The organism is Methanococcoides sp., from assembly GCF_030594565.1.
Taxonomy (GTDB): domain Archaea; phylum Halobacteriota; class Methanosarcinia; order Methanosarcinales; family Methanosarcinaceae; genus Methanococcoides; species Methanococcoides seepicolus.
The window spans coordinates 1-26,395 of the sequence record NZ_JAUVEY010000013.1 but is presented as its reverse complement, the minus strand read 5'-3'; the positions used below and the strand labels follow the sequence as shown (position 1 = coordinate 26,395).

Sequence of the window (26,395 nt, the reverse complement as noted above, 5' to 3'; positions counted from 1 at the left end):
AGTGTTGCATTCTTCTCTAATTTTATCTGCTTGTCTAACTCTTCAACGGTCATATGCCGTTCAATAAAGATCCCCTCAGGTCTAACCATGGAACAGTCTATATAACGAATTAGTCTAATAATTTGGGGTTTTAACTATAATAGGTCGAGTTGAAACTGAAGATTCTCAAGGTAACGTCTGATATCATGTTTTATCATCATTTTCCCGGCTAAATGAAGTTGACCTCCAATATGATCAGTTTTTTCGAAAAGAGTTACATCATATCCCTTTTTATATGCGGTCATTGCAGCCTCACAACCGGCAGGTCCTGCACCTATAACAGCAATTCTTTTCATAACATCTGTTCTTATCAATTTTTTGCAATCCTCAAAACCCGCATAGGGGTTTACAGCACAGCAGATATGGCCACCCATTTTAAACGATTCAATGCAGCCTTCGTGATCCCCTATACAGTGTACTATTTCCTTCACTCTTCCTTCTTTAACTTTTTTAGTCCAATATGGATCAGCCAGGAGTGGTCTTCCAAGCATAAAATAATCTGCCCACCCATTATCCAGTACCTTTTCAGCAAATTCGGGTTTTCCCAGTTTTCCCACAGCTATTACTTTTGCATCAATGTTCTCTTTCCGGAAATAAGATCTCAATCTGCCAGCGAGTTCTTCAGCATAGATGGCATCATCAAAATATGCTGGAGGATGTGGCCAGAACCAGTTATCATAACAACCTTTATCCACATCAAATGCATCCACTCCAGCCTCATGAAGTACTTTGCAAAATTCGAGCTCTTCTTCGATCTTGCGTTCTTTTCCACGAAATTGTTTTTTAAATATGTCCTTACCATAACTTTCCTCTAAGGCCTGGGTAAGGTCGATCCTATAGATTATGGGGAAATCATCGCCACAGCTTTTTTTGATCTCCTTTACAACATCGATACCGAACTGGAACTTATTCCTGTACCTGCCGATCTTACGCCTGTTCCACGGATCAGAGGTTAATTGATCCATTAAGTAGCCTTCATGCCCATGTATCTGGACACCGTCAAAACCAGAAACTTTTGCATTAACTGCACATTGCCCGAAGCTTTTGACAATCTTTCTAATTTTTCTATCTGATAGTGGAAAATGTGGAATCTGCGGAACGTAAAAATTCTTGTTAAATGAAGATGATCTTAAGTCCTTACCTTTCAAAGCAGGCTCAGGAGAACCAACCCTGCCAAGCCCGGCAGACCGTTGAATAAATATTTTAGAACCATATGGTCTTACTGCAGCAGTCAAGTCCCTCCATCCCGAAAGACGAGTCCTTGAAGTGCCATCTATACGTGGAAAATATGTAGTACCATTGTCTTCCGAAACGGTGGGGTCAATTCCAAAAGAGACGGGAACCAGACCCGTTATCAGTAGACCGGTACCACCTTTTGCTCGCTCTCTATAGTAAGCGATCATCTTTTCCGTAGGACGCCCAATGGGATCAGCCATATTTATGTTGGCCATTGGAGCCATAATGATCCTATTCATCAAATTACATGTACCGATATTAGAGGGTTCGAACAATTTTTCAAAAGCCATCTGTTTCTTCCTACATATGTTATAAAAATATAATTGATACAGACATGTTTACAATAAACTTTGAGGAAACATGTTAGAAGTAATATTACTTTGCATTGATCACTATTATATTAATGGTTTTGATTATATCAAAGGCTTTGATTCCCGAAGATGAGTCGTTATATATATCTCAATAAGCATTTTTTCTTTAGTGAGTTATGTTTGTGAGGTAAAAAACAAATGGATAGAGAAGAGAAGAAATTAATGGATGATATGAGTAGAGATGAAAGATATTCTGATGAATTAAAGCGAAGAGGAGTTAGTAAAAACCTTTTTGATGCGAACAGAATGATAACATGTCCGAAATGTGGAACATCTTTTAGTCTATTTTACTCAAGAGCAAAACTTTGTACCGGCTGCCCAAGTTCGATAACCGGATGTGAAAATGCACGTTGTACAAATTGTGACAGTGAATTTCCATTGAATAATTTCATGTCCAAAACGTCTTCGAGGATAGCATCCAATTATATGGGATCTGTGGTACAACGTTATCAGGATACATTTGGATATAGCCCGTGGGAATGAAAAATCATCCCCACAGTACAAATTTATTTTTAGACGGGTCTGTAACAGAAAACACGTCCTATTTTTATTTCAGTACACGCCCTTCAAAAAACCCGAAGATCGATTGCCTCCTCACATCTGATGAGAAGAGACGTGCGATCAATATAGTTTTCCTAATAACTCTACCTTATTGGTATATCATGGCCTAGCTATTGGTTTTGGATTGGTAGCCAGAACAAGTTGGGATTCCAGATCAATGTATATAATGGGTATTCAATTACTGAGATAAATAATTGAAAGAGTTCTGAATATAGGAAGGAGCAATTAGCTATACTATCATCTCAGTTCCATTGAACTATAATCTTAAGTAGAAAGGGTATCAAATTATTAATTGACCAAAGGGGGTATATTATTTGCAAAAAGAAAAGAATAGTTCATCAATTCAGCCAGAACCAATACCATGTCCTGAACCGGAACCACAACCTTCTCCAGAACCAGTTCCTTATCCCGAACCAACCAAAAAGCCACGGGATAAGAAAGATTGATCTAGCTATCAGATATAGGCCAAATACCTCTGTTTTAAAAGCTGAGATCATTGCTTACATGTAATGTTGTTGGAAAAAGCAGAGGAAATTTGGAGGTTTATAGCCATGATAAACAGAATATATATTTCCCACTCTGAACAGGACAAAGGCCTAGCTCAGGAACTGGAAGATGCCTTGTGGGCATTGAACCTGGAAAGCTTTTCGTCTTCGCTCAAAAAGACCGAATCGCTCTCCGAGGCAGAACTTATCAGCTTTGGTATTCGTCATTCGGACTGCATGATCGTCATTCTCTCAATGGATGGATTATTATCACCCAAAGTGAACCAGGAGATCGGTCTGGCTGTGGGTACGGATCAATTGATGATCCCTTTGTTAGAGTACGGAGAGAAACTCCCGGTTTTAATAGGTCATCTGCCAGCCATACGTTTTTACAGGACTAACTATGAAAATGCACTGGGAGTGGTCATAAAAGACATCCGGCAGCTCACCAAACTGGAATGGCTTAAAATAAAATGTCCTCACTGCGGAGAGGAAATGACGCAGTACATAACACCTCAGGAAGAAGTAGAGAAGGTTATTATTGAAGGATCCGATCTTAAGACCATGTGCAGCTACTGTGAAAATGCTTTTTACCTGGATCCAAGGTCATTCAGACCTCGTTCCCCGGAAACTTCCTCACATGAACATTCCGAATGAATATTTTGTCAGTACTTTCAACCCCTTCAGATCAAACTATATCCCAATTTTGAGATCTCCACGAGCATAAAGATAAGGGTAAAATTACCCACAACCAACGGAACGATCATTTTACGGAATGGAAATCCCACTATTGCAAGTGCTATTGCGATCACATCACTTGGAAGAGGGGTCAATGAGTAAAAGAAGATCAGCAGCATAGTTATTCTGTCATCGATCCGTTCCATCCATTTTGTCAGGCGAAATATAGTACCTGCATATTTTCCCTTAACACATTGTTTGCTTTTTGTACCCAGATAGTAGAATACCAGATCTCCAAAAGTAAGACCTAAGCTTGCAACTAATGCGATCCCGATCGAATTTACACTTCCCAGAGATATTGCGATCAAAGCCGTGTAGAATGTAGTGGAGGTTAATGTGGAAACTCCACCTATCATGGCCAGCAGGAAGACAAAAATGTAAACGTTGCGTACTCCCAGCCTTTCGACTATTTCTCCCGGAGGATGGTAAAAAAGTAGAATTGACCATGAAACTATGAATAGAACAATTAGCCCAAGGATCAGGACATTTCTATTACCACCATAGTGAAGAACCATCCCCTTTTCATGAGAATCTCTTTTTGATGGGATCCATTTTTCCCTTTTTGCTTGCATTGAACCTCTAATAATTTGAATATTTATATGTCAATATCCTTGCCATTTTTATCGTGTGAGAAACATCCCTTATTTCATTATTAAAAGCTAGCATTGCTTTTAGCTACTTGCATGGCTATATTAATAGATCTTAAGTACTTGTTAGACAAAATAAATTCATACCCTTGTGTTTTTTGTTGGAAACATACACATGGACCTTATTATGATTAAATATATATAGGATCATTCGGTCTTAGGAAAGAATACCTAGACAAAGTCAGATCCTTTTTTGTTACCAGGTTGTATATCAAAATCAATTAATAGTTTTAAAACATATTTTATATTACCGTACCATGAAAAGTACGGTGAGGCAGTGAATCAGAAGGTAGAACGCCATTGGGTGTGAAAGCCCATAAATATTCAAAGTTTATTTGGCATTTGTAAATCCTTAAGGTCGACCTGAGATGGGGAGAATATAGTGGGGTAGGGTCGCCCAATGATTGCCCGATGAGGTCGGCATATCGGCCCCTGATCACTGCCATTTATACTACTTTTCTACCACATATATCAGATCGAGAGCCATAGGTGACTCCAAAAACCACATTTATAAATAATTAATATGGTTAGCAGTATAGAGTATTTGGACCGCAATATTTTATAATTGTCTGTCCTGATACGAAAGAGACATTACTGAAAGTCAGAATATGAAGGGATTGCGAAAGTAAAAGTACTCCCTGCACCTTCTTCACTATCAACCCAGATATTTCCGCCATGCATCTCAACATATTGCTTAACTAGGGTCAATCCTAAGCCTGTACCTCCATATTTTTTTGTAATTGAAGGATCAGCCTGTTTGAAACTCTCAAATATTTCATCATGCCTATTTTTGGGAATGCCGATCCCGCTATCAGATACAGATATCTCCATCATATTATCATAAGCAATAGCGTTGATCTATATACTGCCATTTTCAGGTGTGAATTTCAAAGAGTTGCTTAGTAGATTATACAATATTTGCCTCATCCTTAGTTTATCAGCATACATTTCAATACTTTCATGACGAGCTTGATTACAAATTTGAATGTTCTTTTTATACGCCAGATGTTTTATCATATCTTCTACTTCCAAAAAGAAGATCGGTAAGCTTATCTTTTCATATTCAAGATAAGTTTTCCCATTTTCGATCTTAGCGAGATCAAGAATTTCATTCATCAGTTCCAATAAGTGTTTCCCACTGTTCAAAATATTTTCTGAATATTTGATCTCTTTTTCATTCAGGTTACCAAAAGGATTAGTATTTAGAAACTGTGAGAAGCCGATGATAGAATTAAGAGGTGTGCGTAGCTCATGGCTCATATTTGCAATGAAATCTGATTTAATTTGGTTAGCTTCTTCGGCTTGTATCCTTGCATTTATCGCAATTTGAGTCTTCTTACGTTCGGTAATGTCCCTGGCATCGATAATCACACAGGGATGACCATCATAGATGAATGACCTACTACTCATTTCCACAGGGATCCTAGAACCGTCTTTGTGAATTGCCTCTGTATCCAATATGAAAGACGTGTTATGTGATTGAACATTTCCATTATTGAGATCCTTTATTTTTAGAGGAGAAACATACAGATCATGAATAGACATGTTCAATAGCTCATCCTTGCTATAACCCATTGTTAATGAAGTTGTCATGTTTGCATTTACGATTGATCCATCCTCTTCAAAAATGACTATTGAACCATTGGAATTGTCAAAAATATCCTGAAAATTAGTACTGGATTCAGCTAATTTGAAAGATGCACTTTTTATCTCAAGATAAAGGAGATAGGAAAAAACAAAGAGAGAAGCTATTAAAAATATACCTGCTAAAGATAATCCATATATCCCATACTGCTCATATACATTTAGTTTAAAAAAGATTTTTTCAAATAGATTAAAAGTTGTAGAGATGATACCAACAATTATGGTTAAAACTAAAATAATTAATATATCACGAACAACGATTTGTGGATTGTTATGTGTACCCATTGAATTTCCCAGTCACATATAGAGTGATTATTATATTTATAATCATATGCCACAGGAGTTCTATCTCTTTTACTGAAGCAAAGACTGAATTAATTACTTCCAAATATTTCGTATCAAGCAAAGTATGGCCAAAATAAAGAATATAATTGACTTTAGCACCTGCTCAGTTTACACTTCTGTAAAAAAGATGTTCCAATCGCCTTCTTTATAACTAAGGTGTACTTTTATTAGCGAATGGATTATGTCGGTTATTTCATTTATTCTTTTATCACATTATTTGTTATTGTAAGCCCTATCACCGGAGCAATTACATTTATAACGTTAACCAATGGCCTGAGCTTAAGTGAAAAGAACGTAATTGCAAAAAAATCTGTTACATTGGCATTTTTTATTTCCTTATTTTTCATTTTCACAGGAACCATTATCCTAGATGTTCTTGGGATAAGTCTTGATTCAGTAAAAGTTGCCGGCGGACTATTACTTTTAATGGTAGCTTTTGATATGATGCATGCCAAGATCTCAAGACAAAGCATTACCGATAAAGAGATAGATGCATCCTATGAACGTGATGATATCTGGATCTTCCCAATTGCAATGCCTATACTGGCAGGTCCTGCCACCATAACAACAGCCATAATTCTTACCGAAACTGCTGAAGTGGTTCAGCAAAAAATGCTCATCGTACTCGCAGCAGTAATAACATATTCAGTAGCCATGATAACATTTCTCTTTTCCAGGAGAATACACAAAAAAATGGGATATAATGGGATGCTGGTACTTACCAGATTATTCGGCCTGTTCCTGGGTGCAATTTCAGTAGATATGATCGCCAGCGGCATTTGGGGACTTTATATGAGTATGGCTTCATTGCCAGTTTGAATATTTGTCCCAATCTATTTTAGTCTTCTTCAAAGGCTCCCTACACCTTAAAATATATCGGTTTTGGTGTCACTTTCAAGATAAAATCGGCATATTTATTTTCAAGGGTTTGATCAAGAATACTGCTCACAGAAAAACATGCCCTCTGAACTAAAAGAGGGCCCATTGGAAGTAAATTACCGATAGATTATTGATTACTAAAAGAATTCCGAATACACCTACAGAACGCTTTAATCCATCCCATAGAACCGGTGACAATTTGTTTTCAAAATTTGCCAGCACACAATAATTAAAAAGAAGAACTGCAAGAAATAATATTTTCAAAAGGAATAATCCCAATATTCCATATTCAGACATTGTCTGCATTAAAAAAATATTTCCTTCATATCCATATGGCAGTGCAAATACAGTTGTAACACAGTCTCCGATAATATAAAATAGTACGACATATCGGATTTCCCATAAAAAATGAGATGATATTACGTGCCCATACATAACTATCAAAATAAAGTTGGAGACAACTATATATAATTATATACATTTGCATATATAATAATGCAAATTGTCATTATGAGCAGTGGCTCCTATCTCGAGAAGCTCGAAAACCAAAAGAATAGAAGTGTGGTGGGCCCGATGAGATTCGAACTCATGATCCTCGCCGTGTAAAGGAGGTTGATGCCGATTTTGAATTTATGCGAACCCATTCAGAACGAAAACGACATACTACTCTCAACGATTTTTGGTTAGCGCATAAAGAAGAATTCAATACTTGGTTACAGCTCAGAGAGATTACCGCAAAAACAAAGCAAATGTACATGAGCTCTCTGACAAGATTCTTTGAAAAGAACGAAATCAATAAACCCAAGGATGTCAGGAACTTCCAACTAAAAGATAAAGAATCACGTGGGCTACGTAATCTATTCAACTACTGTGAAGATGAAGAGATTGAGGATGTGGTTGGTCATAGCATCGAGAAATGGAGGCGCTTCATTAAGATCAAAAAATCAGGAGTCGTTGAAATCTATGTCAATGATGAAGAAATCCAAGAAGCATATGAAGCGTGCTCTGATGATTTGAAGCCCATATATCAATTATTGGTATATTCAGGAAATAGACTCAAACATATTCACAAAATGCTACAGAACTTTAATGAAAAAAATATTATTATAGATGGAGATGTAGCTTACTATCCTACAGCTTCTTTTTCAGAAGGAACGAAGAATACATTCCAAGTATTTTTCCCTGTTTCATTTATACCTAAACTCAAAACTATTTCTCAGTTGAAGGCTTATGAAACTATCATGAAGGGGATACGCTATGATCGTGTTTCTGCAAAGACCATACGCAAATGGCACCTTAATGTTATGATTAAGGAAGGTGTTACCGAAAGTTTGGCAGACTTTATTCAGGGTAGAGCAGCAATGACAGTTGGAAGTGCACATTATTTGAATAAGGTGCAGCAAGCAAAGGATGAATATTGTAGGATTATGGAGAAGTTTTCCATATAATCAAAATGAGATCGATTAAATTTTCACCTCGGGTATGCCCTAAGTGGTACAGGAATTCAATCCTTGCTCACAACTCAGAGATGTCACCGTGTCATGAAAGGATAAAAGATTTTTTATGATATCGCTCGTATAAATAAAAAAAGAGTAGTAAGGGCAATTGCCCTTACTTCATTTATTCATCATTCCTTCTCTTCCAGATGACGATGAACAAAATACCCAGCATTCCTGCGATCACAGGAATAAACCACATCGAGCTTGTTACCCTGCTTTCTGCAACTTCAATTGTATAGTCTACATCTACTGTAACTTCCTCATCGACATCATATTTCACATCGGTGTCCGGTCCTCTAATCCTTGCCTCTCCATACCCATCCGAGTTTCCCAGAGGTTTTTTGGGGTAATAGTAGTTAGAACTACCACTATTAGACCTTTTAAGATCTGTAGTAAAAGTACCGATCTCAGATGAATTATTGAATCCGAAGATGTCGTAGCTTTCGACCTTGTAGTAATACAATGTATTCTGCTCGAGGTTATCTAGTGTGATGCTATGGTTCACTATGAAAGTCGCTTTTGAAGCATTCAGGGTTAGATTTGTATCCAGTCCATAGTAAACTATTGAGTTTGCATTCTCGTTCGTATCCCATGTAATAGTTGCAGATTCATCGGACAGAGATTCTACAACTACATTGGTTATTTCCATATCAATAGCATCGATACCATACATCTTCGTATCCGTCATCACAATATTTCCGGCAAGGTCTTCAACACTCGCATTCAGGTGGTAAATTCCTGATGGCAATGGTGTGAAGTTCACTGACAGGTCATTTCCTGAATAAGATGCAGAATTGAACAGTCCTGTACTGTTGTACAGATAAAAAGTTATGTTTGCTATTCCGAGATTGTCTGATGCTGATACATTACCGAATATCCAGTCCTGTGAGTGATTACCTTCCTCCAGTGTGGAAGCATCAAATGTTATTTCAGGATCAGTTGTATCCAGCAATATTGCCCTTGTACCCGTATTGTTCACATTACCTGCAAGATCCCAAACACTTCCGTTCATCTGATAGGAGCCATCAGCAAGTCCTGTGAAGTTAAAGGAATGAGGTGACACGCCTGAAATACTTGAGGTGACCAGACCACTGCTGTTGTACAGGTAAATAGCAGAACTGTTGATCCAGGAATCACTGAAACTGATATTACCGAGGACCCAATCCCTGCCGTAGTTGCCTGCAACCGTGGTATCATCATTGAAGGTTATGAAAGGTGCAGTGTTGTCTATTGTTATCTCGATCACATCGCTCGTATAGAGAAGTGAAACTGATTCATTCTCACACGCTTCCCATGTGATATTATAGATACCATCTGCGAACAAGCTGCTGTCAAATCCAACCGACAGACTATCCTGCGGAAGGTTATAGTATCCATGATCATCGACCTTGCCTGTAATATTGTTTAAGCTGACATTGGATACAAAAACATCTTCATTCTTGTCAGTTACAGAAGCATTCACAAAGAACATGCCTGATATGTTGGCAGATGGTTCCGGTGCAATGATAGCTACATTAGGTGCTGTATTAGCTTCGACAGGATTGTTCAAAAGATATGGATAGCCGCCATTCTAGGAACTAGTTACATCATTGCAAATGTTCCAGACCGAAGTAAAGTCCCAACCAGAATATGTGGATTGTGTCTTCATTTTATCTGTTGTCTTACCTGTAGCACCATTATCGCCGGCACTTGAAGATTGACCGGAAGTTTCAAGGTCCCAGTAGCTGCCGGTGATAGTACCACAATCAAAAATTCCAACGAGACCACCTACTCCATAAGAAGTACCAGTCACTTTGCCAGCGGAATAACTCTGAGTGATAGTGCCATCAAGAGATTGCCCAACAAGGCCGCCGATTCTAGATTTACCAGTTACATTGACATTGGCATAACTTTGATTTAGATTAGTTCCATCAAGATATCCAACAAGGCCGCCTACTCTATCTTCACCAATCACTTTGCCGGTGGCATAACTCTGAGTTATAGCACCACAATAAGAACGTCCAACAAGGCCACCTACATTATTTTGACCAACCACATTGACATTGGCATAACTTAGATTTAGATTAGTTCCATCAAGATAGCCAACAAGACCGCCTACACTATCTTCACCAGTCACTTTGCCGGTAGCATAACTCTGAGTGATAGTACTATTTTTAGAAGAATGTCCAACGAGACCACCTGTAAGGCCTTCACCAACCACATTACCTGTGGAATAACTTTGAATGATAGTACCAGAAGAATAGCCAACAAGGCCGCCCGTAAGGTCATCACCATTCACATTGCTGGCGGCATAACTCTAATTGATTTTACCAGAAGAATAGCCAACAAGGCCACCTGTAAAGCCTTCACCATTCACATTGCCAGTGGAATAACTCTGAGTGATAGTGCCAGAAGAATAGCCAACGAGACCACCTACTTTATAGACACCAGTCATATTGACATCTACCAACCCAACATTATTAATTTTGGAAGATGAAAGTGTAAATCCAAAAAGACCAACAAAGTCTTCAATTGACCTGTTAATATACAGCCCCTTTATCTCATATCCCTGACCATTAAAGGTACCTGCGAATTTATTTAACGCATTTCCAATAGGCTCAAATCCTGCACCTGAGTTCCAGTTAATGGTTCCACTGGCATCAATATCATTGATCAGTTTATAATTGGCCGCCAGATCGCTACTCAGGTTCTGAAGTTGCTCAATTGTTGATATTTGATATGGGTTCCCAGCTGTGCCATCTCCTCCTGCAAATGGAGTTGCGTTTGCGGGAAAAGACATTGACATAGTAATTAATAAAAATAATGAACATAACCCTATTTTTTTTATCGTTTTATTTAGTTTTTTCATGGAATCCCCCCCACATTATAATTATAAATTCATGATCATTAAAAACTTATTTTTCATCTAAATATTATGTATGTTATTTAAACTTTTTTAATTTATGTTGACCCATGACTAAAAAACAGCATGCTTCTACATGATAGTGGCAAATCAAACCACACAAAGTTTAGAAGAACATTATAGAGTAAGCCATAGCTATGATTATCTTTGATAAAAACTTCAAGGATTGTATATAAAATATACAAGAAAATACCAGCTCCGAGCTCGCCCATCCAGATTACGCTTCTGGAAATCGGTTCAAAGCGATATACTGAGCTCAACATTTCAAGAACAGAACAATTAAAGGCTCAATTGATAACTCAGAATCACAAAAACAAAGCTCTTCAACTCGAAATTCAAAAGAATAGAAGTGTGGTGGGCCCGATGAGATTCGAACTCATGATCCTCGCCGTGTAAAGGCGATGTCATAACCAACTAGACCACGGGCCCATTTGTGCAATTAACACATCATTATCCCTTCGCATGTAAGCAGTAAGGGGGACGTGCAACTCCTTAATGTCATTAGGAGTATATAACTTTTTTGTGAGCAGAGGGGGATGTGCGTGAATTAATCCCAACCATTAATAAATAGTAGTGTGTTATGATGAAGCATGACCGATAACAATGAAACAGAGGAGATAAACACTCAGAGTAAGCAGATAGAGGAGTTCAAGGTCGATCTAAACTACAATTCACATATGGCACAACTCGCTATCTGGATGCCTGAGGGAAAGCATGAGATGAGGGTTGTCGCAAAGGATAAGGACAAGAGCCTTGAATGTGTTTTTGTCCAGATGCATCATAATGTTGAAGAGGGCAGAGAGGCTTATGACAAACTTGACGATGGCCAGAAGATAAAGGATCTGTTCGCAAGAACGGGCTTTGGGAAGATCTGCAAATAAATCTCAACTTAATATCTTAAATTACAACTAATCACTACTATATGTTAACTATATTTTAACTAAATTCAAAAGCCAACGAGGGAGTATCTCATATGCGGATAGGAGTTTACATCTGTCACTGCGGACTGAATATCGCAAGTGTCATAAACATGGATGCACTGCACGAAAAAGTAGAACAGATGGAGGGTGTCACACTTGTCAAGGACATACAGTTCATGTGTTCCGATGTCGGGCAGGATGCGCTCATGGACGATATTGAAGAGCACGACATCGACAGGGTACTCGTTGCCGCATGCACTCCAAAGCTTCACGAGAACACGTTCAAGAAAGTGTTGGAGCGTGCGGGGCTTAATACCTATCTTCTTGAGATTGTCAACATCAGGGAGCAGTGCTCATGGGTGCACATGGACCATCATGACATGGCAACCCAGAAAGCTTTCGACCTCATCAAAATGGGAATTGCCAAGCTCAGCCTTCTGGAACCATTGCAGATAAGGAAGACAAAAGCGAACAAGGATGTCCTCGTCATAGGTGGCGGTGTCGCCGGAATAGAAGCTGCCCTCACGCTGGCGGATTCCGGCACGCACGTCTATATGGTCGAAAAGGAACCTACCATTGGCGGAAAAATGGCATTGCTAAATGAGGTGTTCCCGACCAATGACTGTTCTATCTGCGTCCTCGCACCAAAGATGACAGATGTGCAGAACCACCCGAACATCGACCTGTTCACCTACTCCGACATCAAGGACATCTCTGGATCAGTTGGCAACTTCACAGTAAAGGGCATTCAGAATCCCAGATATGTAATTATCGACAACTGCAAAGGCTGTATCGATGAATGTTCAAGGGTATGTCCCGTGGACATCTCCAACCCCTTCGACAGCGGTCTGGGGAAAACGAAAGCCATCAACATGCCCATACCGCAGGCCATCCCCCAAACAGCATTCATCAACAGCGATTACTGTGTGGGTTGCGGGCTTTGCAAACAGGCCTGCCCTGCAGATGCAATTGACTTTAACATGAAAGAAGAGGAGTTCGACTTCACCGTGGGAGCGGTCATAGTCGCAACCGGTTATCAGGGATTCGATGCAAAGCGCAAAGAAGAATACGGCTATGGAGTATTCCCCGATGTCCTCACCAACATGGAACTGGAAAGATTGCTCAATGCTTCCGGTCCAACCCGTGGAAAAGTGGTCGTGCCCTCGACAAAGGAGACCCCTAAAAAAGTGGCTTTCATACAATGTGTGGGCTCAAGGGACGAGACCGTTGGAAATCCTTACTGCTCACGCGTCTGCTGCATGTCCTCCATGAAGAACGCACAGATGATCAAAGAGCGCTATCCTGACACCGAGGTCACCATTCACTATATCGACATACGTGCCGCCGGTGAGATGTACGAAGAATACTACGTGCGTTCACAGCTCATGGGAATCGACTTCATTCGCGGAAAAGTAGCAGAGATACAGATAGACACACAAGGGAAAATGTTGCTGAGGTATGAGGACACCCTTGAATGCGCTGTCTGTGAAGAGAACTATGACCTTGTGATACTCGCAACCGGAATGGAACCCAGCAACACAACTGAACCCATAGCCAGAACGCTTAACCTCACAAAACGAACTGACAGGTTCCTTTCCATCGCACACCCGAAGATGCGACCTGTGGATGCACACATAAACGGAGTGTTCATCGCCGGCTGTGCCTCAGGACCAAAAGAGATACAGGTATCCATTGCACAGGGAAGTGCCTCTGCAGCACGTTCCACACGCCTCCTTGCAAAAGGTGAACTTGAGAACGACCCCTTCAGTGCATACGTGGATGCTGAAAAATGTATCGGATGCCGTATGTGTGAAGACACTTGTAATTTCAACACCATCAGGGTCATTGATGGAAAAGCAGTGGTCGATGAGATCTCATGCCAAACCTGCGGCTCATGCAGTGCCTCGTGTCCGGTAGACGCCATCGACATGCCCCATAGCACCGATGCCCAGATAAAAGCACAGATTAGGGCAGCCCTTGAAGTAAAGGATGAATTCCCACTTATCATAGCCTTCCTTTGCAACTGGTGCAGTTACGCATCAGCCGACCTTGCTGGAACATCAAGGATACAATACCCCACCAACGTGAGGATAATCAAAGTGATGTGTGCCGGTCGTGTTGATCCCGACTTTGTGCTGGAGGCATTGCAGGGCGGTGCTGACGGAGTCATCGTTGCAGGATGTCGCCTTAATGAATGTCATTACATCATTGGGAACTATGATGCAAAACACAGGATGGATAATCTCAAGGAAGTACTGGAGGAGATCGGACTCGACCAAAGAAGACTTCGTGTCGAATGGATATCAGCTGCCGAAGGCGAGAGGTTTGCAAAGACTATCGCGGATTACGTGGATGAGCTGACTGAACTCGGACCGGTAGGTTCGGAGCTTCCCGGAGGAGATGCGAATGAGTGATGAAGAAAGATCCATGACCGTTTCAAAAGAAATGGATATCGAAGGAACTCACGTACTCTACAAGCAGATATCCGACAGGTCCTCAAAGATACTCGATTATGATTACAAACGCTGTGTTGGTTGTGGTATCTGCGTAAGGATATGTCCTACCAAAGCCCTTGAGCTTGGTCCGATGAAAGAGATAGCCACAGGCCTTGATGCACCGCCGGTGATGATGGACCTTGAGAAATGCACATTCTGTTCGATGTGTGTAAACTTCTGTCCGGTGAACGCACTGGAGATGAGAAGCGAGGGGGACTTTCCGGAAGAGGACCAATATCCTCGTCTGGAACAGTTCGTCAGGATGAACGAGAAGTGTGTGCCATGCTCGCTTTGTGAAGCAACTTGTCCAGAAGATGCCATCGAACTGGAATACACATTCCCGAAGAAAGAGGAGATAGCGCCTCTGAAGGAAAATGCGGAAGGCGAGATAGAGATGGATACCGATAAATGTAATCTCTGTGGGATATGTGCTCGTTTCTGTGATGCATTCCTGATGCTCGAAAAGGACCCGACAGCAACCGACCCCATGCCTTTTGAACAACTTATAATAGATGAGGACAGCTGTGACTACTGTACGCTCTGTCAGGATATCTGTCCCGAGGATGCTATCAAGGTCAAAGGGGAGAAGCCATGCGAAGCCCCTGAAGTATCAGGAAAGGTCACTGTGGATGATGCTAAATGTACCCGTTGTGGCTGGTGTGATGCGGTCTGCCCCTATGATGCAGTGGACCTGCTCAAACCTTTTGAAGGCGAGCTTATGCTTGTCGAGAGCCATATCCAAAAATGCGATGCACAAGGATGTCATGCCTGCTTCAACATCTGCCCGTCCCATCTTTGGTATGTGCCTGATGACGGAAAGAACATCGCGGCTGTAGATGACCTGTGTACCTACTGTGGAGCATGCGTCAATGCATGTCCTGAAGATGTTATGAAGGTCTTCCGCACAAAAGTAAGCCATACGGAAATCCCTGAAAGTCCCTGGGCAAATGAATGGAAGGATGCAATAGGTTCCCTGCTGACAGAGGAAAGAAAGCACCCTGACCTCTCAAGGACCATTGAGGTAGAGAATGAGCCCATGAAGAAACATGTGGACATCGAATTCCCTGAGGTCGATGAAAGGATGATGGAAGCGGTCTCGAAAAAAATGGAGCTGGCAAGGGATGCTCTTACTGACCCCAGGACAAGAAGGACACTTAACAAAGGGGAAGTTGATGACGTTCACAAAGCTATGAAGAAAATGAAGGATAAAGGGAAACTCTAACCTTTACCTTTATTGTCGAAACAATACTTTTATAATGCCTTACACGTTTTGTTGTCTAGATTATTACATCATTATTACATTGTTACTACATGATCATTGGTGATACTTTTATGAGCAGAAAGATCGACTACCGTGGACTTGGCTTAAAATGCGGACTTGAAATTCATCAGCAACTTGACTCTAAGGAAAAAATGTTCTGTAAATGCCCCACTACGATCCGCAACACGGACGAGTCGAACTTTGAGTTCTTCCGTTATTTGAGACCGACTGCAAGCGAGATGGGTGAGACTGACAAAGCAGCACTTGAGCAGACAAAGGTCAACAGGAAATACATTTACAAGGCCTACGATACCACATGCCTTATTGAAAATGATGAGGAGCCACCAAGGGAACTGAACAAAGAAGTGCTTGATATCGCTCTGTCCATCTCAAAACTTCTGCACATGGTTCCAGTGGAACAACTCCACATGATGAGGAAGATCGTTGTGGATGGCTCGAACACCTCTGGATTCCAGAGGACAGCATTCCTGGCAAGCGGCGGTTCTATGGATACTTCCGAAGGCACAGTAGGCATTGACGTGCTCTGTGTAGAAGAGGAAGCCGCACAGAAAATAGAAGATGCTGGCGACTCCATACTTTATTCACTTGACAGGCTTGGAATCCCTCTTGTAGAGATAGCTACCACACCGGACATAATCTCCCCCTCCCACGCCAGGGAAACTGCCGCTAAGATCGGCATGATATTACGTTCCACAGGAAAGGTCAAGAGAGGAATTGGAACCATCAGGCAGGATGTTAACATTTCCATTGCAGAAGGAGCAAGGGTTGAGATCAAAGGTGTGCAGGCACTCGACCTCATCGAGACAATTGTGGAAAGAGAAGCAGAAAGACAGGTAAATCTTCTCGAGATACGCAGGTCCCTCAATGAGAGGAATGCCAGTGTTCATGATGAGATATTCGATGTGACCGAACTCTTCAAAGGTACGGAGTCGAAGGTCATCAAGAGAAGCATCAAGAAAGGGAAGGTATTTGCTGTTCTATTGCCTGGCTTTGCCGGACATGTGGGAATGGAAGTACAGCCAGGAAGACGTCTTGGTACTGAATTCTCCGACCGTGCAAAAACATCCGGTGTCGGAGGTATATTCCATACCGATGAACTGCCCAACTACGGCATTACTGAGGACGAGGTCACAGCACTGCGCGAATTCGTTGGTGCCGGTGAAAATGATGCCGTGATAATGGTGGCAGATAAAGAAAAGCGTGCAAGGGGTGCAATGGAGAGCGTACTTATCCGTGCTGCTGAGACACTTGAATTCATTCCCGAAGAGACCCGAAAGGGATTACCTGACGGGAACAGCGCTTATATGAGACCACTTCCAGGTGCTTCAAGGATGTATCCTGAGACCGATGTACCACAGGTGGAGATAAGCAGGGAATATTTCGAGTCGATCCCTGTACCAGAACTGCTTACTGAGAGAGCGAAACGTTTCAGCAAGGAATATGGGCTTAACGAAGAACTCGCGGAAAAGATCGTATATTCACAAGACCTACCGCTGTTCGAAGAACTCATCGCCAAATTCAGTGGTGACAATATCATTACAGCTACGCTCATCGTTCGCACGATCACAGGCACGGTTCCCGAGCTTAAACGTGATGGTGTTGATGTCGGGAAGATCACTGATGAACACTTTAAGCAGATGTTCGAGGTCATCGCTTCAGGAGAGGTCGCTAAAGAGGCAATTGAGAAGATCCTCCGCCATGTTGCTCAAAAGCCGAATACAGTTGTAAGGGATTCACTGGAAGAACTTGGACTGACAGGGTCTGATACCGCTGAGATAGAAGCGTTCATTGAAAAGCTTGTGGAAGAAAGACAGGATTTCATTACTGAAAAGGGCACAGGAGCAGTCGGACCACTCATGGGACTTGTCATGGGTGAGTTCCGCGGTAAAGTGGATGGCAAGGTTCTCAGCGAACTTTTGAAACAAAAGATTAATGAATTCCTTAATCCATAATACTATTTATGGTGAAGTGCATATATAATCAGAGGAATTTAATTATCAGATCTGCAGTGATACTTTTTGTGGCATTATTGTCACTTCCTCTTGCAGGAGCGGTCACAGTAACTGATCATTACCAGCTTACTGAAGGTGTTAATCAGGTAGCCCCTGCATGGAGTCCTGATGGCGATAGGATAGTATATTCTTCTGAGCAGGCCATCTGGACGATGAATGCCGATGGCACGGATAAGAAAGAGGCATATGACAGTATCGTCTGGGATGGCGAACCTGTGTTCAGTACCGATGGCAAGCACCTTTATTTTGCATCGGACCATATCAGGCCGTTCTCTGCTAAATTCATCAATATTCATGTTGTAGACATTGACGGACTAAACCGCACACAGATTACGAAAAATGCTGATATGAGAGCACCTGCTGTAAGTCCTGACGGCAAAAGGCTCGCTTACCTTTCAAAACTTACCGGTAACTACGATATCTGGGTAATGGGCATCAATGGAAGCAATAATACGCAGATAACAGAAACTAATATTAATGAAGGTGCGCCTGCCTGGACTCCTGACGGTGAGCAGATAGTATATTCACTTGACGGAGATATATGGAAAGTCGATACAGAATCGAAGATCCCGGTAATCCTGAAAGATAATGAGTTCAATAACTATAACCCTGTATTCAACCCTGAAGGAACTAGGATGGCTTTTCTTTCAGACAAGGAAGGGTCAAAGGATATCTGGGTGATGAACGCTGACGGAACAGGAATGGAACAGCTTACTTTTTCAGATCAAGATGAGATGGACCCTGCATGGAGCCCTGATGGGAAAAGTATAGCATATTCCTCAAATAAGGCTGGAGAGTTCAATATATGGAAAATGGAACTTTCAATTACCGAGCCAACCATTCCTCGCGAACCTAGATATATCGATGAGGAATACGTGGTAGAGAATAAGAATCCCATCATTGAAAAACTGGAAGATTTTGGAAGTTCATCACCATTAAGACTAGTTATAGCAGCATTTATTCTGGGTGCTGCAATAGTTATCATGATGACTAAGTATTTCGTGAAAAAGTTGTGAGAACAACTCATATCATTCTTTTTTGTGCCCCCATTGATGCTTATTAGTATTCCACTTATTCATTTCGATATTTTTTGATCATTTCGATCTCTATCATAACTTTGCTAGGAATATATTATAGGGAATTGTGGAAAGTCAATTTTTTAAAGTTTTTAAAAGGGAATGTGAAATAAGAATTAATTACTCTTATAATAACAAGATATTGCCTCCGTAAAGATCCCTTATAGATGCTCATTTAATACAGAAGAATTTATCAACGCGGCATATAGAACATGATAAAAAACCCCAAAAGTGCGATCAATGCCCCTATGATCTCATATATCTCGGGATCTTTCTTATCAACAACAAATCCCCAGATCAGGGAAGAGACAATGAATATTCCACCATAAGCAGCATATACCCTTCCAAAATGTGCAGGTTGAAAGGTAGGAATAATTCCATAGATAGCAAGGATCAAGCCACCAAATCGCCGCCACCAATTTCGAATAGAGCTGCAAGGTAAAATAATGCCAGAGAAGTTGCAATATCGATCATTCATTATCACTTCCCCTTGGCCAGTAGTATATGATCGCGACCCCAACAAGGATTATTAACGCCCCTATAGTATCATAAATATCAGGAATGGAGCTATTAGAAAATATGGGGAGACCATTGTGCAAAGAAGTACGGTGATCAAGTAAAAGAAATGAATTTCAAGGTATTGATACACAACCTTAACAAGTATGCTAAAAGCGTGTTTTAATTTGTTTGAAGATACTACAGGACCAGAACACAAGTACATTTATATACTGACAGTTTCTTTACGAAGCTCTGCTAACATTAACAAGATATGTCCAAAGGATGTATCTAATGGAATTAGAGAACAATACCATAGAGCACTTTAAAGGATCAGGTCCAAGTGACCTAAAAGCAGGTTTTGTAACAATTGTAGTACTTCCAATTGTCTTTGCAAGGGCTTCTGGCTTGAAAGTATTGATAGGCCTTTATAAGACTATGATTGGACGTATGCTTGTTTTTCCATTGATAATTCAAAGTATTTTATTACCACATGAATATTCACAAGTTTTCACCATCTGGATTTGCGTTTTTCGTAAAGCTCCACCCAATTTATGTTATTGGGTCTTCAATTTTGAAAGTTGGTGGAAATTACAGGTACATAGTAATTTTTAAAATGGGATAATTATGGCATTTATAGAAAAATTAAATAACGATCAAGTAAATTTCAAAAATGAGGTCCTATCCGGACTGACGGTTTCATTGGCCCTGGTGCCTGAAGCTGTAGCTTTCTCAATTATAGCGAATGTCAGTCCATTGGTCGGACTATACTCTGCATTCATCATTGGATTAATAACTGCGATATTCGGTGGCAGACCGGGAATGATCTCGGGTGCCACAGGTGCAATAGCAGTTGTAGTTGTGGCCCTGGTGATCCAACATGGAGTAGAGTATCTTTTTGCTGCCGTAGTTCTAATGGGAATTATTCAAATGACCATTGGAGCTTTGAAATTGGGTAAATTCATTCGGCTTGTACCCCATGCAGTAATGTTCGGATTTGTAAATGGACTGGCTATAGTGATCTTCATGGCACAGCTTGCCCAGTTCAAGATCACCGATATTAATGGAATAGAACACTGGTTAGGTGGACAGGCACTTCTGGTCATGTTAGGCTTTGTAGGATTGACCATGGCCATCATCTATTTGTTGCCAAGGTTCACAAAGGCCGTTCCCGCTTCACTTACTGCTATCATAGTTGTCTCGACCATTGTGATATATTTCCAGATCCAAACAAGAACCGTTGGAGATATTGCATCCATTGCAGGCGGATTCCCGGAGTTCCATTTACCAAGGGTACCACTGAACTTGGAGACCATAAAGATCATTTTCCCCTATTCGCTCATCATGGCGTTAGTAGGATTGATCGAAAGTCTGTTGACACTGACAGTTATCGATGAGATGACCGAGACCAGAAGCCGAGGAAATAAAGAAAGTGTTGCACAGGGTGTTGCCAATCTCGTTTGCGGGTTCTTTGGAGGCATGGGCGGCTGTGCAATGATCGGACAGAGTCTCATCAACATAAATTCAGGCGCGAGGAACAGGATATCAGGTATAGTTGCAGCTGTGAGTCTGTTGCTTTTCGTTTTAGTAGGTTCACCTCTTATCGAAAAGATACCAATGGCAGCATTGGTCGGTGTGATGTTCGTGGTTGCTATAGGAACATTTGAATGGGCATCATTAAAGATATTCAGAAAAGTACCCATAACAGATTTCTTTGTTATGTTGGTCGTTGCAGGCATAACCGTGATCTACCACAATCTTGCAGCAGCAGTAATCGCAGGTGTCGTCATTTCTGCATTGGCCTTTGCCTGGGAACATGCCAAACTTGTGCGTGCAAGAGAAATAGTCGATGATAACGGAATCAAGCATTACGAATTCTTTGGTCCGTTGTTCTTTGGTTCAGTTACTGAATTCCAAAGTAAATTCGATGTGTTGAACGATCCCGACGAGATAATTATAGATCTTAAAGAGTCAAGGGTTGTTGACCATTCTGCCATCGAAGCATTGAACAAGATCACTGAACGCTATGCAAAAGTTGGTAAAACGGTCCATCTGCGACATTTAAGCGAAGATTGCAGAATACTGTTGGACAATGCATCTGCCATAATTGACGTCAATCACTGGGAAGACCCACATTATAAAGTGCCTTCCGATATACTGGGATAAGCCGTGGTGGGTAGACTGAGTTTATCCACACGATGCTAAAGTTAAATTCAAATTGTCTTTCGATCAGGATCATGTCAGTTCGATGATCATGGTCTGATCGAAAGACTCTTTTATCTTATTTTATTGCAGTTGTTCAAATTCTATAATCAGGATAGTTTTTATCAGCCCATTCGAAAATGGATGCTTCTATCAACATTTTATTTCCTGCATCCTTTCGAGCTTGTGTATTTGAAGAACCATAACCAACTGTAAAATAGTTTTTATCCCCCAGTTGCAAATTTAGGAGGGATAACTTATCTGAAGAGGTTTCGCAAGTCCAAGATGCTACACTTACGTTTTTGAGCCGGGTACTGAGCAGGAACCACATGCTAAAGACATTTTTATTAGCCTTCTCGGTTATCCAATCTACCAAAGAATCACCTGTGTTATGGCTCACTTGTATTGATTTTTGGAAGTCAAATTTATAGAAAATAATTTCTTCTTCATTAATAGATACTTTAGGACATACCGTTATTTCTTGTGTTGGCCTTAGAGTGTCCTCTGTAGGATCATATACAGGATTTTCACCTTTCGTTGTCCATCTTATAATTGTAATTCGGATTGTGATCTGCATATTTGTCATATCTTCATGGTTCAAGTGGTTTTTAATCTGTTTTTACATTTCTTATCTTTGTAATTTTAGAGATTTTCTTTCCAATTTTGAACATTACTTCATCGAGCCCGTTTTCTCCAAGTCTGTATTTTACAAAATGATGAAGTGTTGCAGGAGATGAAAGATTCATAATGCCGTTATTGTCTTCAAAAGAAAGAAGCTGCACTTCTTCTTTTGTTAAAGTAGATATTGTTTTCTTATACGATAGATTCCTAAAACATTTCACAACGATGAGCTTTATCATTGACGAAATCTTATGCCTAAAGTGCCAGTCCTTGTTGGAATAATAACAACTTTCGACATAAGAAGCAATTTCATTGATATCTAAGAAATACAAAAATTGGCATAATGATGCGGTGTTTGTGTTTAGATAGCTGGCAAGATTATCACTGATACAGATTCTATCCGAAAGATGTAAGTATATTTCATGGACTAGCGCATTTTCTACCATATAAGCATAATGCATGAGCTATGCTCAGAGTGGTGCCAGTAGTCTTGAAAAACATTTGTCTTTAAATCAAAAATTTAATTTGGTGTTCTCAAAATAAAGTATAAATACTATACAATATCATAAACTAATGTAATATGATCGTGGGGATACACCAGCCAAATTACCTGCCATATTTTGGCTTTTTTGATAAGATAAAAAAATGTGATGTATTCATTATCTATGATGATGCTCAGTTCAATAAAAGCGATTTCCAACACAGGAACCGGATACGCATATATCATGGTTGGAAGTGGCTCACGGTTCCGGTAGAAACAAAACACATCCCAATTGATCAGATTAAGATAAATAATGATATTAAAATAAGTGGTATGGACTGGAGTGAAGCACATTTCAAAGAGATACACGACAACTACAAAAATGCCTCTTATTATCACGAGTATAAAAATGCAATTCAGGAAATATACGAACAACCATATGATCATCTAATAGACCTGAACATGAAATTAATCGATTTTTTTATAAGATCTTTTGATATTGATACAGAGATCGTTTATTCAAGTGAGTTTGGTTTCAGTTCCATATCTACAGAAAAGATTGTTAATCTTGTGAGTGAGGTTGGAGGGGATACATATCTCTCTGGGTCCATGGGCAAGAATTACCTTGACTTTGGACAGTTCGACGATCACGATATCCAAGTGTTGTTCCAAGAGTTCGAGCCTCCTGTCTACCAGCAACAATATGCTGGGTTCATACCTAACATGTCTGCAATGGATATACTACTAAACAAAGGTCAGAAAGTTGATGAACATGCAAAAGAAACAAATTAAAACAATATTCTTTGGTAATAATCATCTTGTTTTAGATCATCTGATCAAAATAGCAGACGTAGTAAGCATTTTTTGCAGACCACAGGATACAGACGATGATAATATATTCAAAATAAAAGAACTTGCAAAAGAACATTCGATATCTGTCTACCAACCAAATAAGAAGGATCTATATAATTATGTTTCATATATAGAAAATTTGGACGTTGATCTTATCGTGGTATGTGGCTATAAATACATCATACCAGAAGAGATATTTGATATTCCAAAGTATAAAGCGATAAACATCCATCCTTCTTATTTACCTGCATACAGGGGACAGCATGTCATCAATTGGGCAATAATCAATGGGGAGAAAGAAACAGGTGTGACAATTCACTACATTGATAAGGATATTGATACAGGAAATGTAATAGTGCAGAAGAAAGTTCCAATCTTATTTGACGATACTTCACTCACACTTTCTGACAATATATATTCTGAAGCATGTAAATTACTGCAATCTGTAATAGATCGAATTGTTTCTGGAGAAACACTCCAAGCCAAAAAACAAAATAATGCAGAATCTACTTATTTTAAACCTCGGACTCCGGAAGACAGTCGTATTGATTGGAACATTGATGGGGTAGAGATCTATAATTTAATAAGGGCTCTTGTTAAACCATGGCCAGGTGCATATAGTTATATCAAAGATAAAAAAATTATCATCCGGGATGCTAAATATGAAAATATTTTGCTCAACTGTGAACATGGAAAGATAATCAATATATGTGATTCGACTCTAATAATATCTGTAAAAGGTGGACAGTTGGTAGTTAATGATTATACAATTATCGATGAAAATGACAATATGGTTCACTTAAGTATTGAAATTGGGAATGAATTAGAATAAAAGGAAGTAATAATAATGAAACCTACAATTCTTGCTATGGGTGCCCATCCTGATGACATGGAACTTGAAGCAGGCGGGACACTTGCCAAATATGCAAAGAAAGGATATAATGTAAATCTTCTGGTCCTTACATCTGGCGGTTATACTGATATGAATGGAGTCAGCTATCAAAATGAAGAACTCAGGGATGAGGCAAGAGAGTCTGCAAAGATCCTTGGTATTAAAGAGCTTTTTTTCTTTGATTATCCCACCAGAGATCTTCAGGTAAGTGGTGAGGTTATAGGTTAGGTTGATGATTTTATTGATCAGCTGCGCCCTGATATTTTCATATCGCATCACCCATTTGACTCTCACCAGGACCATAAAGCTGCGGCTGAGATTATGTTTGCTGTATCCCGGCAGGGGCGGGTCAAGAATGTGCTCAGTGGTTCCACTTTACCATACCGTCCTAATGTGTTTGCTTTCAGGCCTCAATTCTTTGTTGACATCAGCGAAACGATTGAAATTAAACTGGATGCGATTCGAAGGTATAATTCGCAATATAAAAAGTTTGGAAGTGAAGTCCTCATAGAACGTGTGAAGGCAATGGCAAAGACTCATGGTTGGGCTCTGAATTGTGAATATGCTGAATGCTTTGAGATTATACGAATGGATGACAGTCTATGGGTATAAAAGATTACATACTGATTACTCCTTGTAAGGATGAGGAAGAAAGTCTTCCACAGCTTACAGAATCTATAATCAATCAGAAAATAAAACCTGTTTTCTGGCTTATTGTAGATGATGGAAGTGCAGATCGGACTCCTGATATATTGCAGGAACTCGTTTCAAAGCATAATTGGATAAAAACCATAAGATTAAGTGAAGAAAAAAGAGACCTAGGCGTACATTTTGCTCATGTGTGTAGAATAGGTTTCAATCATGCAATCAACTACTGTTTGGATAATAACATAGAATACGGCTATGTTGGTCAGATTGATGCAGATGTTATCCCTGAAAAGAATTATTTTGTATCGTTGATATCCGAGTTTGAAAGCAACAAGCTTCTTGGCATATGTAGTGGCCATATCGGAAACATTGTGAATGGTGATATAGTCTGGAGTAATATAGTAGAGGATCTACCTTCAGGAGGGGCGCGGCTTTGGAGAAAAGAATGCTTTGAAGATACGGGAGGATATCTGCTAACATGTAGCCCTGATAGTGTATCAAATGTGAAAGCTAAATTAAAAGGATGGGATAGGAGACAGTTCTCGTATGTAAGTGCTGTATCAAGCAGGCCATACGCAAGTGCAGGGGGGCAATGGGGAGGCTACAAAAAATTTGGCTCTAACAATTATTTTATAGGCTACAGTCCACTACATGGTTTGCTAAAAGGAGTAAGACTTCTATACAGCAAGAATGGCTATCACAAATCCGGCATAGGTATAGCTTATATAGTGGGATATTTCTCACAATATTTCAAAAGAGCACCTCAGATCAATGACAAAGAAGTTCTCGAATATTATCAGAATGAGAGATTGAAGGAGATATTATGTTCAAAGGTATTCTGCAGAAGAACAAAGTGACACTTTTTGCACTACTTATAATACTAAACATAGTGATAAGAATTCATTCGATCAGTCATGAAAAGGGAAATGATTCTTTTTTCATTCATTCCCTTGCCAACTGGATTACGATATATGGACAGGCTACCTGATGGGAGAACTGGCTATCCATTTTTGGTTTTTATCCACTCTCATATGCAAGTGCTGTTCCGTATCTCTGATCCGGGGTATCGCAAC

At 40.1% G+C, this 26,395-nt stretch carries 25 protein-coding genes, 1 tRNA gene and 2 pseudogenes; 17 read left to right on the top strand and 11 right to left on the bottom strand.

Features of this window, described 5'->3' with window-relative positions:
• Positions 1–134 precede the first annotated feature (134 nt).
• On the bottom strand, positions 135–1,565 hold the full coding sequence (locus tag QAS77_RS02200) for an FAD-dependent oxidoreductase (RefSeq protein WP_305064005.1): 1,431 nt from the start codon (positions 1,563–1,565) through the stop codon (positions 135–137).
• A gap of 219 nt (positions 1,566–1,784) precedes the next feature.
• Between QAS77_RS02200 and QAS77_RS02195 the strand changes: the two genes are divergently transcribed.
• The 3 genes from QAS77_RS02195 to QAS77_RS02185 all read left to right on the top strand — a co-directional run bounded on the left by QAS77_RS02195 (position 1,785) and on the right by QAS77_RS02185 (position 3,349).
• Entirely contained in the window at positions 1,785–2,129 is a 345-nt protein-coding gene (locus tag QAS77_RS02195; protein WP_305064004.1) for a hypothetical protein, read from the top strand.
• A gap of 392 nt (positions 2,130–2,521) precedes the next feature.
• Positions 2,522–2,653, top strand: a complete 132-nt coding sequence (locus QAS77_RS02190) for a hypothetical protein (RefSeq protein WP_276575164.1) — start codon at positions 2,522–2,524, stop codon at positions 2,651–2,653.
• A 105-nt stretch (positions 2,654–2,758) separates the two neighbouring features.
• Positions 2,759–3,349, top strand: a complete 591-nt coding sequence (locus QAS77_RS02185) for a toll/interleukin-1 receptor domain-containing protein (protein WP_305064003.1) — start codon at positions 2,759–2,761, stop codon at positions 3,347–3,349.
• Positions 3,350–3,375: 26 nt separating this feature from the next.
• On the opposite strand, the gene QAS77_RS02180 is transcribed toward QAS77_RS02185, so the two are convergent.
• The 3 genes from QAS77_RS02180 to QAS77_RS02170 form a co-directional block, all read right to left on the bottom strand.
• A complete protein-coding gene (locus tag QAS77_RS02180) occupies positions 3,376–4,002 on the bottom strand; it encodes a VTT domain-containing protein (protein WP_305064002.1) in 627 nt (208 codons plus the stop codon).
• Positions 4,003–4,668: 666 nt separating this feature from the next.
• Entirely contained in the window at positions 4,669–4,911 is a 243-nt protein-coding gene (locus tag QAS77_RS02175; protein WP_250869267.1) for an ATP-binding protein, read from the bottom strand.
• A gap of 24 nt (positions 4,912–4,935) precedes the next feature.
• Entirely contained in the window at positions 4,936–6,006 is a 1,071-nt protein-coding gene (locus tag QAS77_RS02170) for a PAS domain-containing sensor histidine kinase (protein WP_305064001.1), read from the bottom strand.
• A gap of 234 nt (positions 6,007–6,240) precedes the next feature.
• Here QAS77_RS02170 and QAS77_RS02165 point away from each other — a divergent pair, with 234 nt between their 5' ends.
• Positions 6,241–6,885 (top strand): MarC family protein, encoded by a 645-nt coding sequence (locus tag QAS77_RS02165; RefSeq protein WP_305064000.1) that lies wholly within the window; start codon positions 6,241–6,243, stop codon positions 6,883–6,885.
• Between the two features lie 815 nt (positions 6,886–7,700).
• Positions 7,701–8,393 carry an integrase gene (locus QAS77_RS02160; RefSeq protein WP_305063999.1) on the top strand — a complete coding sequence of 231 codons (693 nt, stop codon included), beginning with the start codon at positions 7,701–7,703 and terminating at the stop codon, positions 8,391–8,393.
• A 172-nt stretch (positions 8,394–8,565) separates the two neighbouring features.
• On the opposite strand, the gene QAS77_RS02155 is transcribed toward QAS77_RS02160, so the two are convergent.
• The 4 genes from QAS77_RS02155 to QAS77_RS02140 all read right to left on the bottom strand — a co-directional run bounded on the left by QAS77_RS02155 (position 8,566) and on the right by QAS77_RS02140 (position 11,775).
• Positions 8,566–9,993, bottom strand: a complete 1,428-nt coding sequence (locus QAS77_RS02155; RefSeq protein WP_305063998.1) for a fibronectin type III domain-containing protein — start codon at positions 9,991–9,993, stop codon at positions 8,566–8,568.
• A 21-nt stretch (positions 9,994–10,014) separates the two neighbouring features.
• A complete protein-coding gene (locus QAS77_RS02150) occupies positions 10,015–10,722 on the bottom strand; it encodes a GLUG motif-containing protein (protein ID WP_305063997.1) in 708 nt (235 codons plus the stop codon).
• An 18-nt stretch (positions 10,723–10,740) separates the two neighbouring features.
• Positions 10,741–11,292 carry a GLUG motif-containing protein gene (locus tag QAS77_RS02145; RefSeq protein ID WP_305063996.1) on the bottom strand — a complete coding sequence of 184 codons (552 nt, stop codon included), beginning with the start codon at positions 11,290–11,292 and terminating at the stop codon, positions 10,741–10,743.
• 406 nt (positions 11,293–11,698) lie between these two features.
• Positions 11,699–11,775 (bottom strand) — tRNA-Val (locus QAS77_RS02140).
• A gap of 161 nt (positions 11,776–11,936) precedes the next feature.
• On the opposite strand from QAS77_RS02140, the gene QAS77_RS02135 reads away from it, so the two are divergent.
• The 5 genes from QAS77_RS02135 (at position 11,937) to QAS77_RS02115 (ending at position 19,071) form a co-directional block, all read left to right on the top strand.
• Positions 11,937–12,227, top strand: coding sequence for a hypothetical protein (locus QAS77_RS02135; RefSeq protein ID WP_305063995.1), 291 nt, complete (start codon positions 11,937–11,939; stop codon positions 12,225–12,227).
• Between the two features lie 92 nt (positions 12,228–12,319).
• Complete coding sequence (gene hdrA2 / locus QAS77_RS02130; protein WP_305063994.1) at positions 12,320–14,680, top strand: CoB-CoM heterodisulfide reductase HdrA2; 2,361 nt, start codon at positions 12,320–12,322, stop codon at positions 14,678–14,680.
• On the top strand, positions 14,673–15,983 hold the full coding sequence (locus QAS77_RS02125) for a 4Fe-4S binding protein (protein ID WP_305063993.1): 1,311 nt from the start codon (positions 14,673–14,675) through the stop codon (positions 15,981–15,983). The genes hdrA2 and QAS77_RS02125 overlap by 8 nt, the downstream gene beginning before the upstream one ends.
• Before the next feature lie 110 nt (positions 15,984–16,093).
• Positions 16,094–17,995 carry a Glu-tRNA(Gln) amidotransferase subunit GatE gene (gene gatE / locus QAS77_RS02120; protein ID WP_305063992.1) on the top strand — a complete coding sequence of 634 codons (1,902 nt, stop codon included), beginning with the start codon at positions 16,094–16,096 and terminating at the stop codon, positions 17,993–17,995.
• Positions 17,996–18,063: 68 nt separating this feature from the next.
• Positions 18,064–19,071, top strand: coding sequence for a DUF5050 domain-containing protein (locus tag QAS77_RS02115; RefSeq protein WP_305063991.1), 1,008 nt, complete (start codon positions 18,064–18,066; stop codon positions 19,069–19,071).
• 253 nt (positions 19,072–19,324) lie between these two features.
• Here the strand turns inward: QAS77_RS02115 and QAS77_RS02110 are convergent, their stop codons facing one another.
• Complete coding sequence (locus QAS77_RS02110; protein ID WP_305063990.1) at positions 19,325–19,609, bottom strand: YnfA family protein; 285 nt, start codon at positions 19,607–19,609, stop codon at positions 19,325–19,327.
• 94 nt (positions 19,610–19,703) lie between these two features.
• Here QAS77_RS02110 and QAS77_RS02105 point away from each other — a divergent pair.
• Both QAS77_RS02105 and QAS77_RS02100 read left to right on the top strand, forming a co-directional pair.
• Positions 19,704–19,813, top strand: a pseudogene (locus QAS77_RS02105) (IS5/IS1182 family transposase); the annotation flags it as partial.
• Positions 19,814–20,253: 440 nt separating this feature from the next.
• Positions 20,254–21,792 (top strand): SulP family inorganic anion transporter, encoded by a 1,539-nt coding sequence (locus QAS77_RS02100; RefSeq protein ID WP_305063989.1) that lies wholly within the window; start codon positions 20,254–20,256, stop codon positions 21,790–21,792.
• Between the two features lie 133 nt (positions 21,793–21,925).
• On the opposite strand, the gene QAS77_RS02095 is transcribed toward QAS77_RS02100, so the two are convergent.
• Together QAS77_RS02095 and QAS77_RS02090 are read right to left on the bottom strand one after the other, a co-directional pair.
• Positions 21,926–22,414, bottom strand: coding sequence for a hypothetical protein (locus tag QAS77_RS02095; protein ID WP_305063988.1), 489 nt, complete (start codon positions 22,412–22,414; stop codon positions 21,926–21,928).
• A gap of 7 nt (positions 22,415–22,421) precedes the next feature.
• Positions 22,422–22,895: pseudogene (locus tag QAS77_RS02090) on the bottom strand (ISNCY family transposase); the annotation flags it as partial.
• A gap of 134 nt (positions 22,896–23,029) precedes the next feature.
• Here QAS77_RS02090 and QAS77_RS02085 point away from each other — a divergent pair.
• The 5 genes from QAS77_RS02085 (at position 23,030) to QAS77_RS02065 (ending at position 26,179) form a co-directional block, all read left to right on the top strand.
• Entirely contained in the window at positions 23,030–23,722 is a 693-nt protein-coding gene (locus QAS77_RS02085; protein WP_250868355.1) for a WbqC family protein, read from the top strand.
• Positions 23,703–24,614 carry a methionyl-tRNA formyltransferase gene (locus QAS77_RS02080; protein WP_305063987.1) on the top strand — a complete coding sequence of 304 codons (912 nt, stop codon included), beginning with the start codon at positions 23,703–23,705 and terminating at the stop codon, positions 24,612–24,614. Before QAS77_RS02085 ends, QAS77_RS02080 begins: the two co-directional genes overlap by 20 nt.
• A 15-nt stretch (positions 24,615–24,629) precedes the next feature.
• On the top strand, positions 24,630–24,902 hold the full coding sequence (locus QAS77_RS02075) for a PIG-L deacetylase family protein (RefSeq protein ID WP_250868357.1): 273 nt from the start codon (positions 24,630–24,632) through the stop codon (positions 24,900–24,902).
• A gap of 93 nt (positions 24,903–24,995) precedes the next feature.
• Positions 24,996–25,286 (top strand): PIG-L deacetylase family protein, encoded by a 291-nt coding sequence (locus QAS77_RS02070; RefSeq protein WP_250868358.1) that lies wholly within the window; start codon positions 24,996–24,998, stop codon positions 25,284–25,286.
• Positions 25,277–26,179, top strand: a complete 903-nt coding sequence (locus QAS77_RS02065; RefSeq protein WP_250868359.1) for a glycosyltransferase family 2 protein — start codon at positions 25,277–25,279, stop codon at positions 26,177–26,179. The genes QAS77_RS02070 and QAS77_RS02065 overlap by 10 nt, the downstream gene beginning before the upstream one ends.
• Positions 26,180–26,395 lie beyond the last annotated feature (216 nt).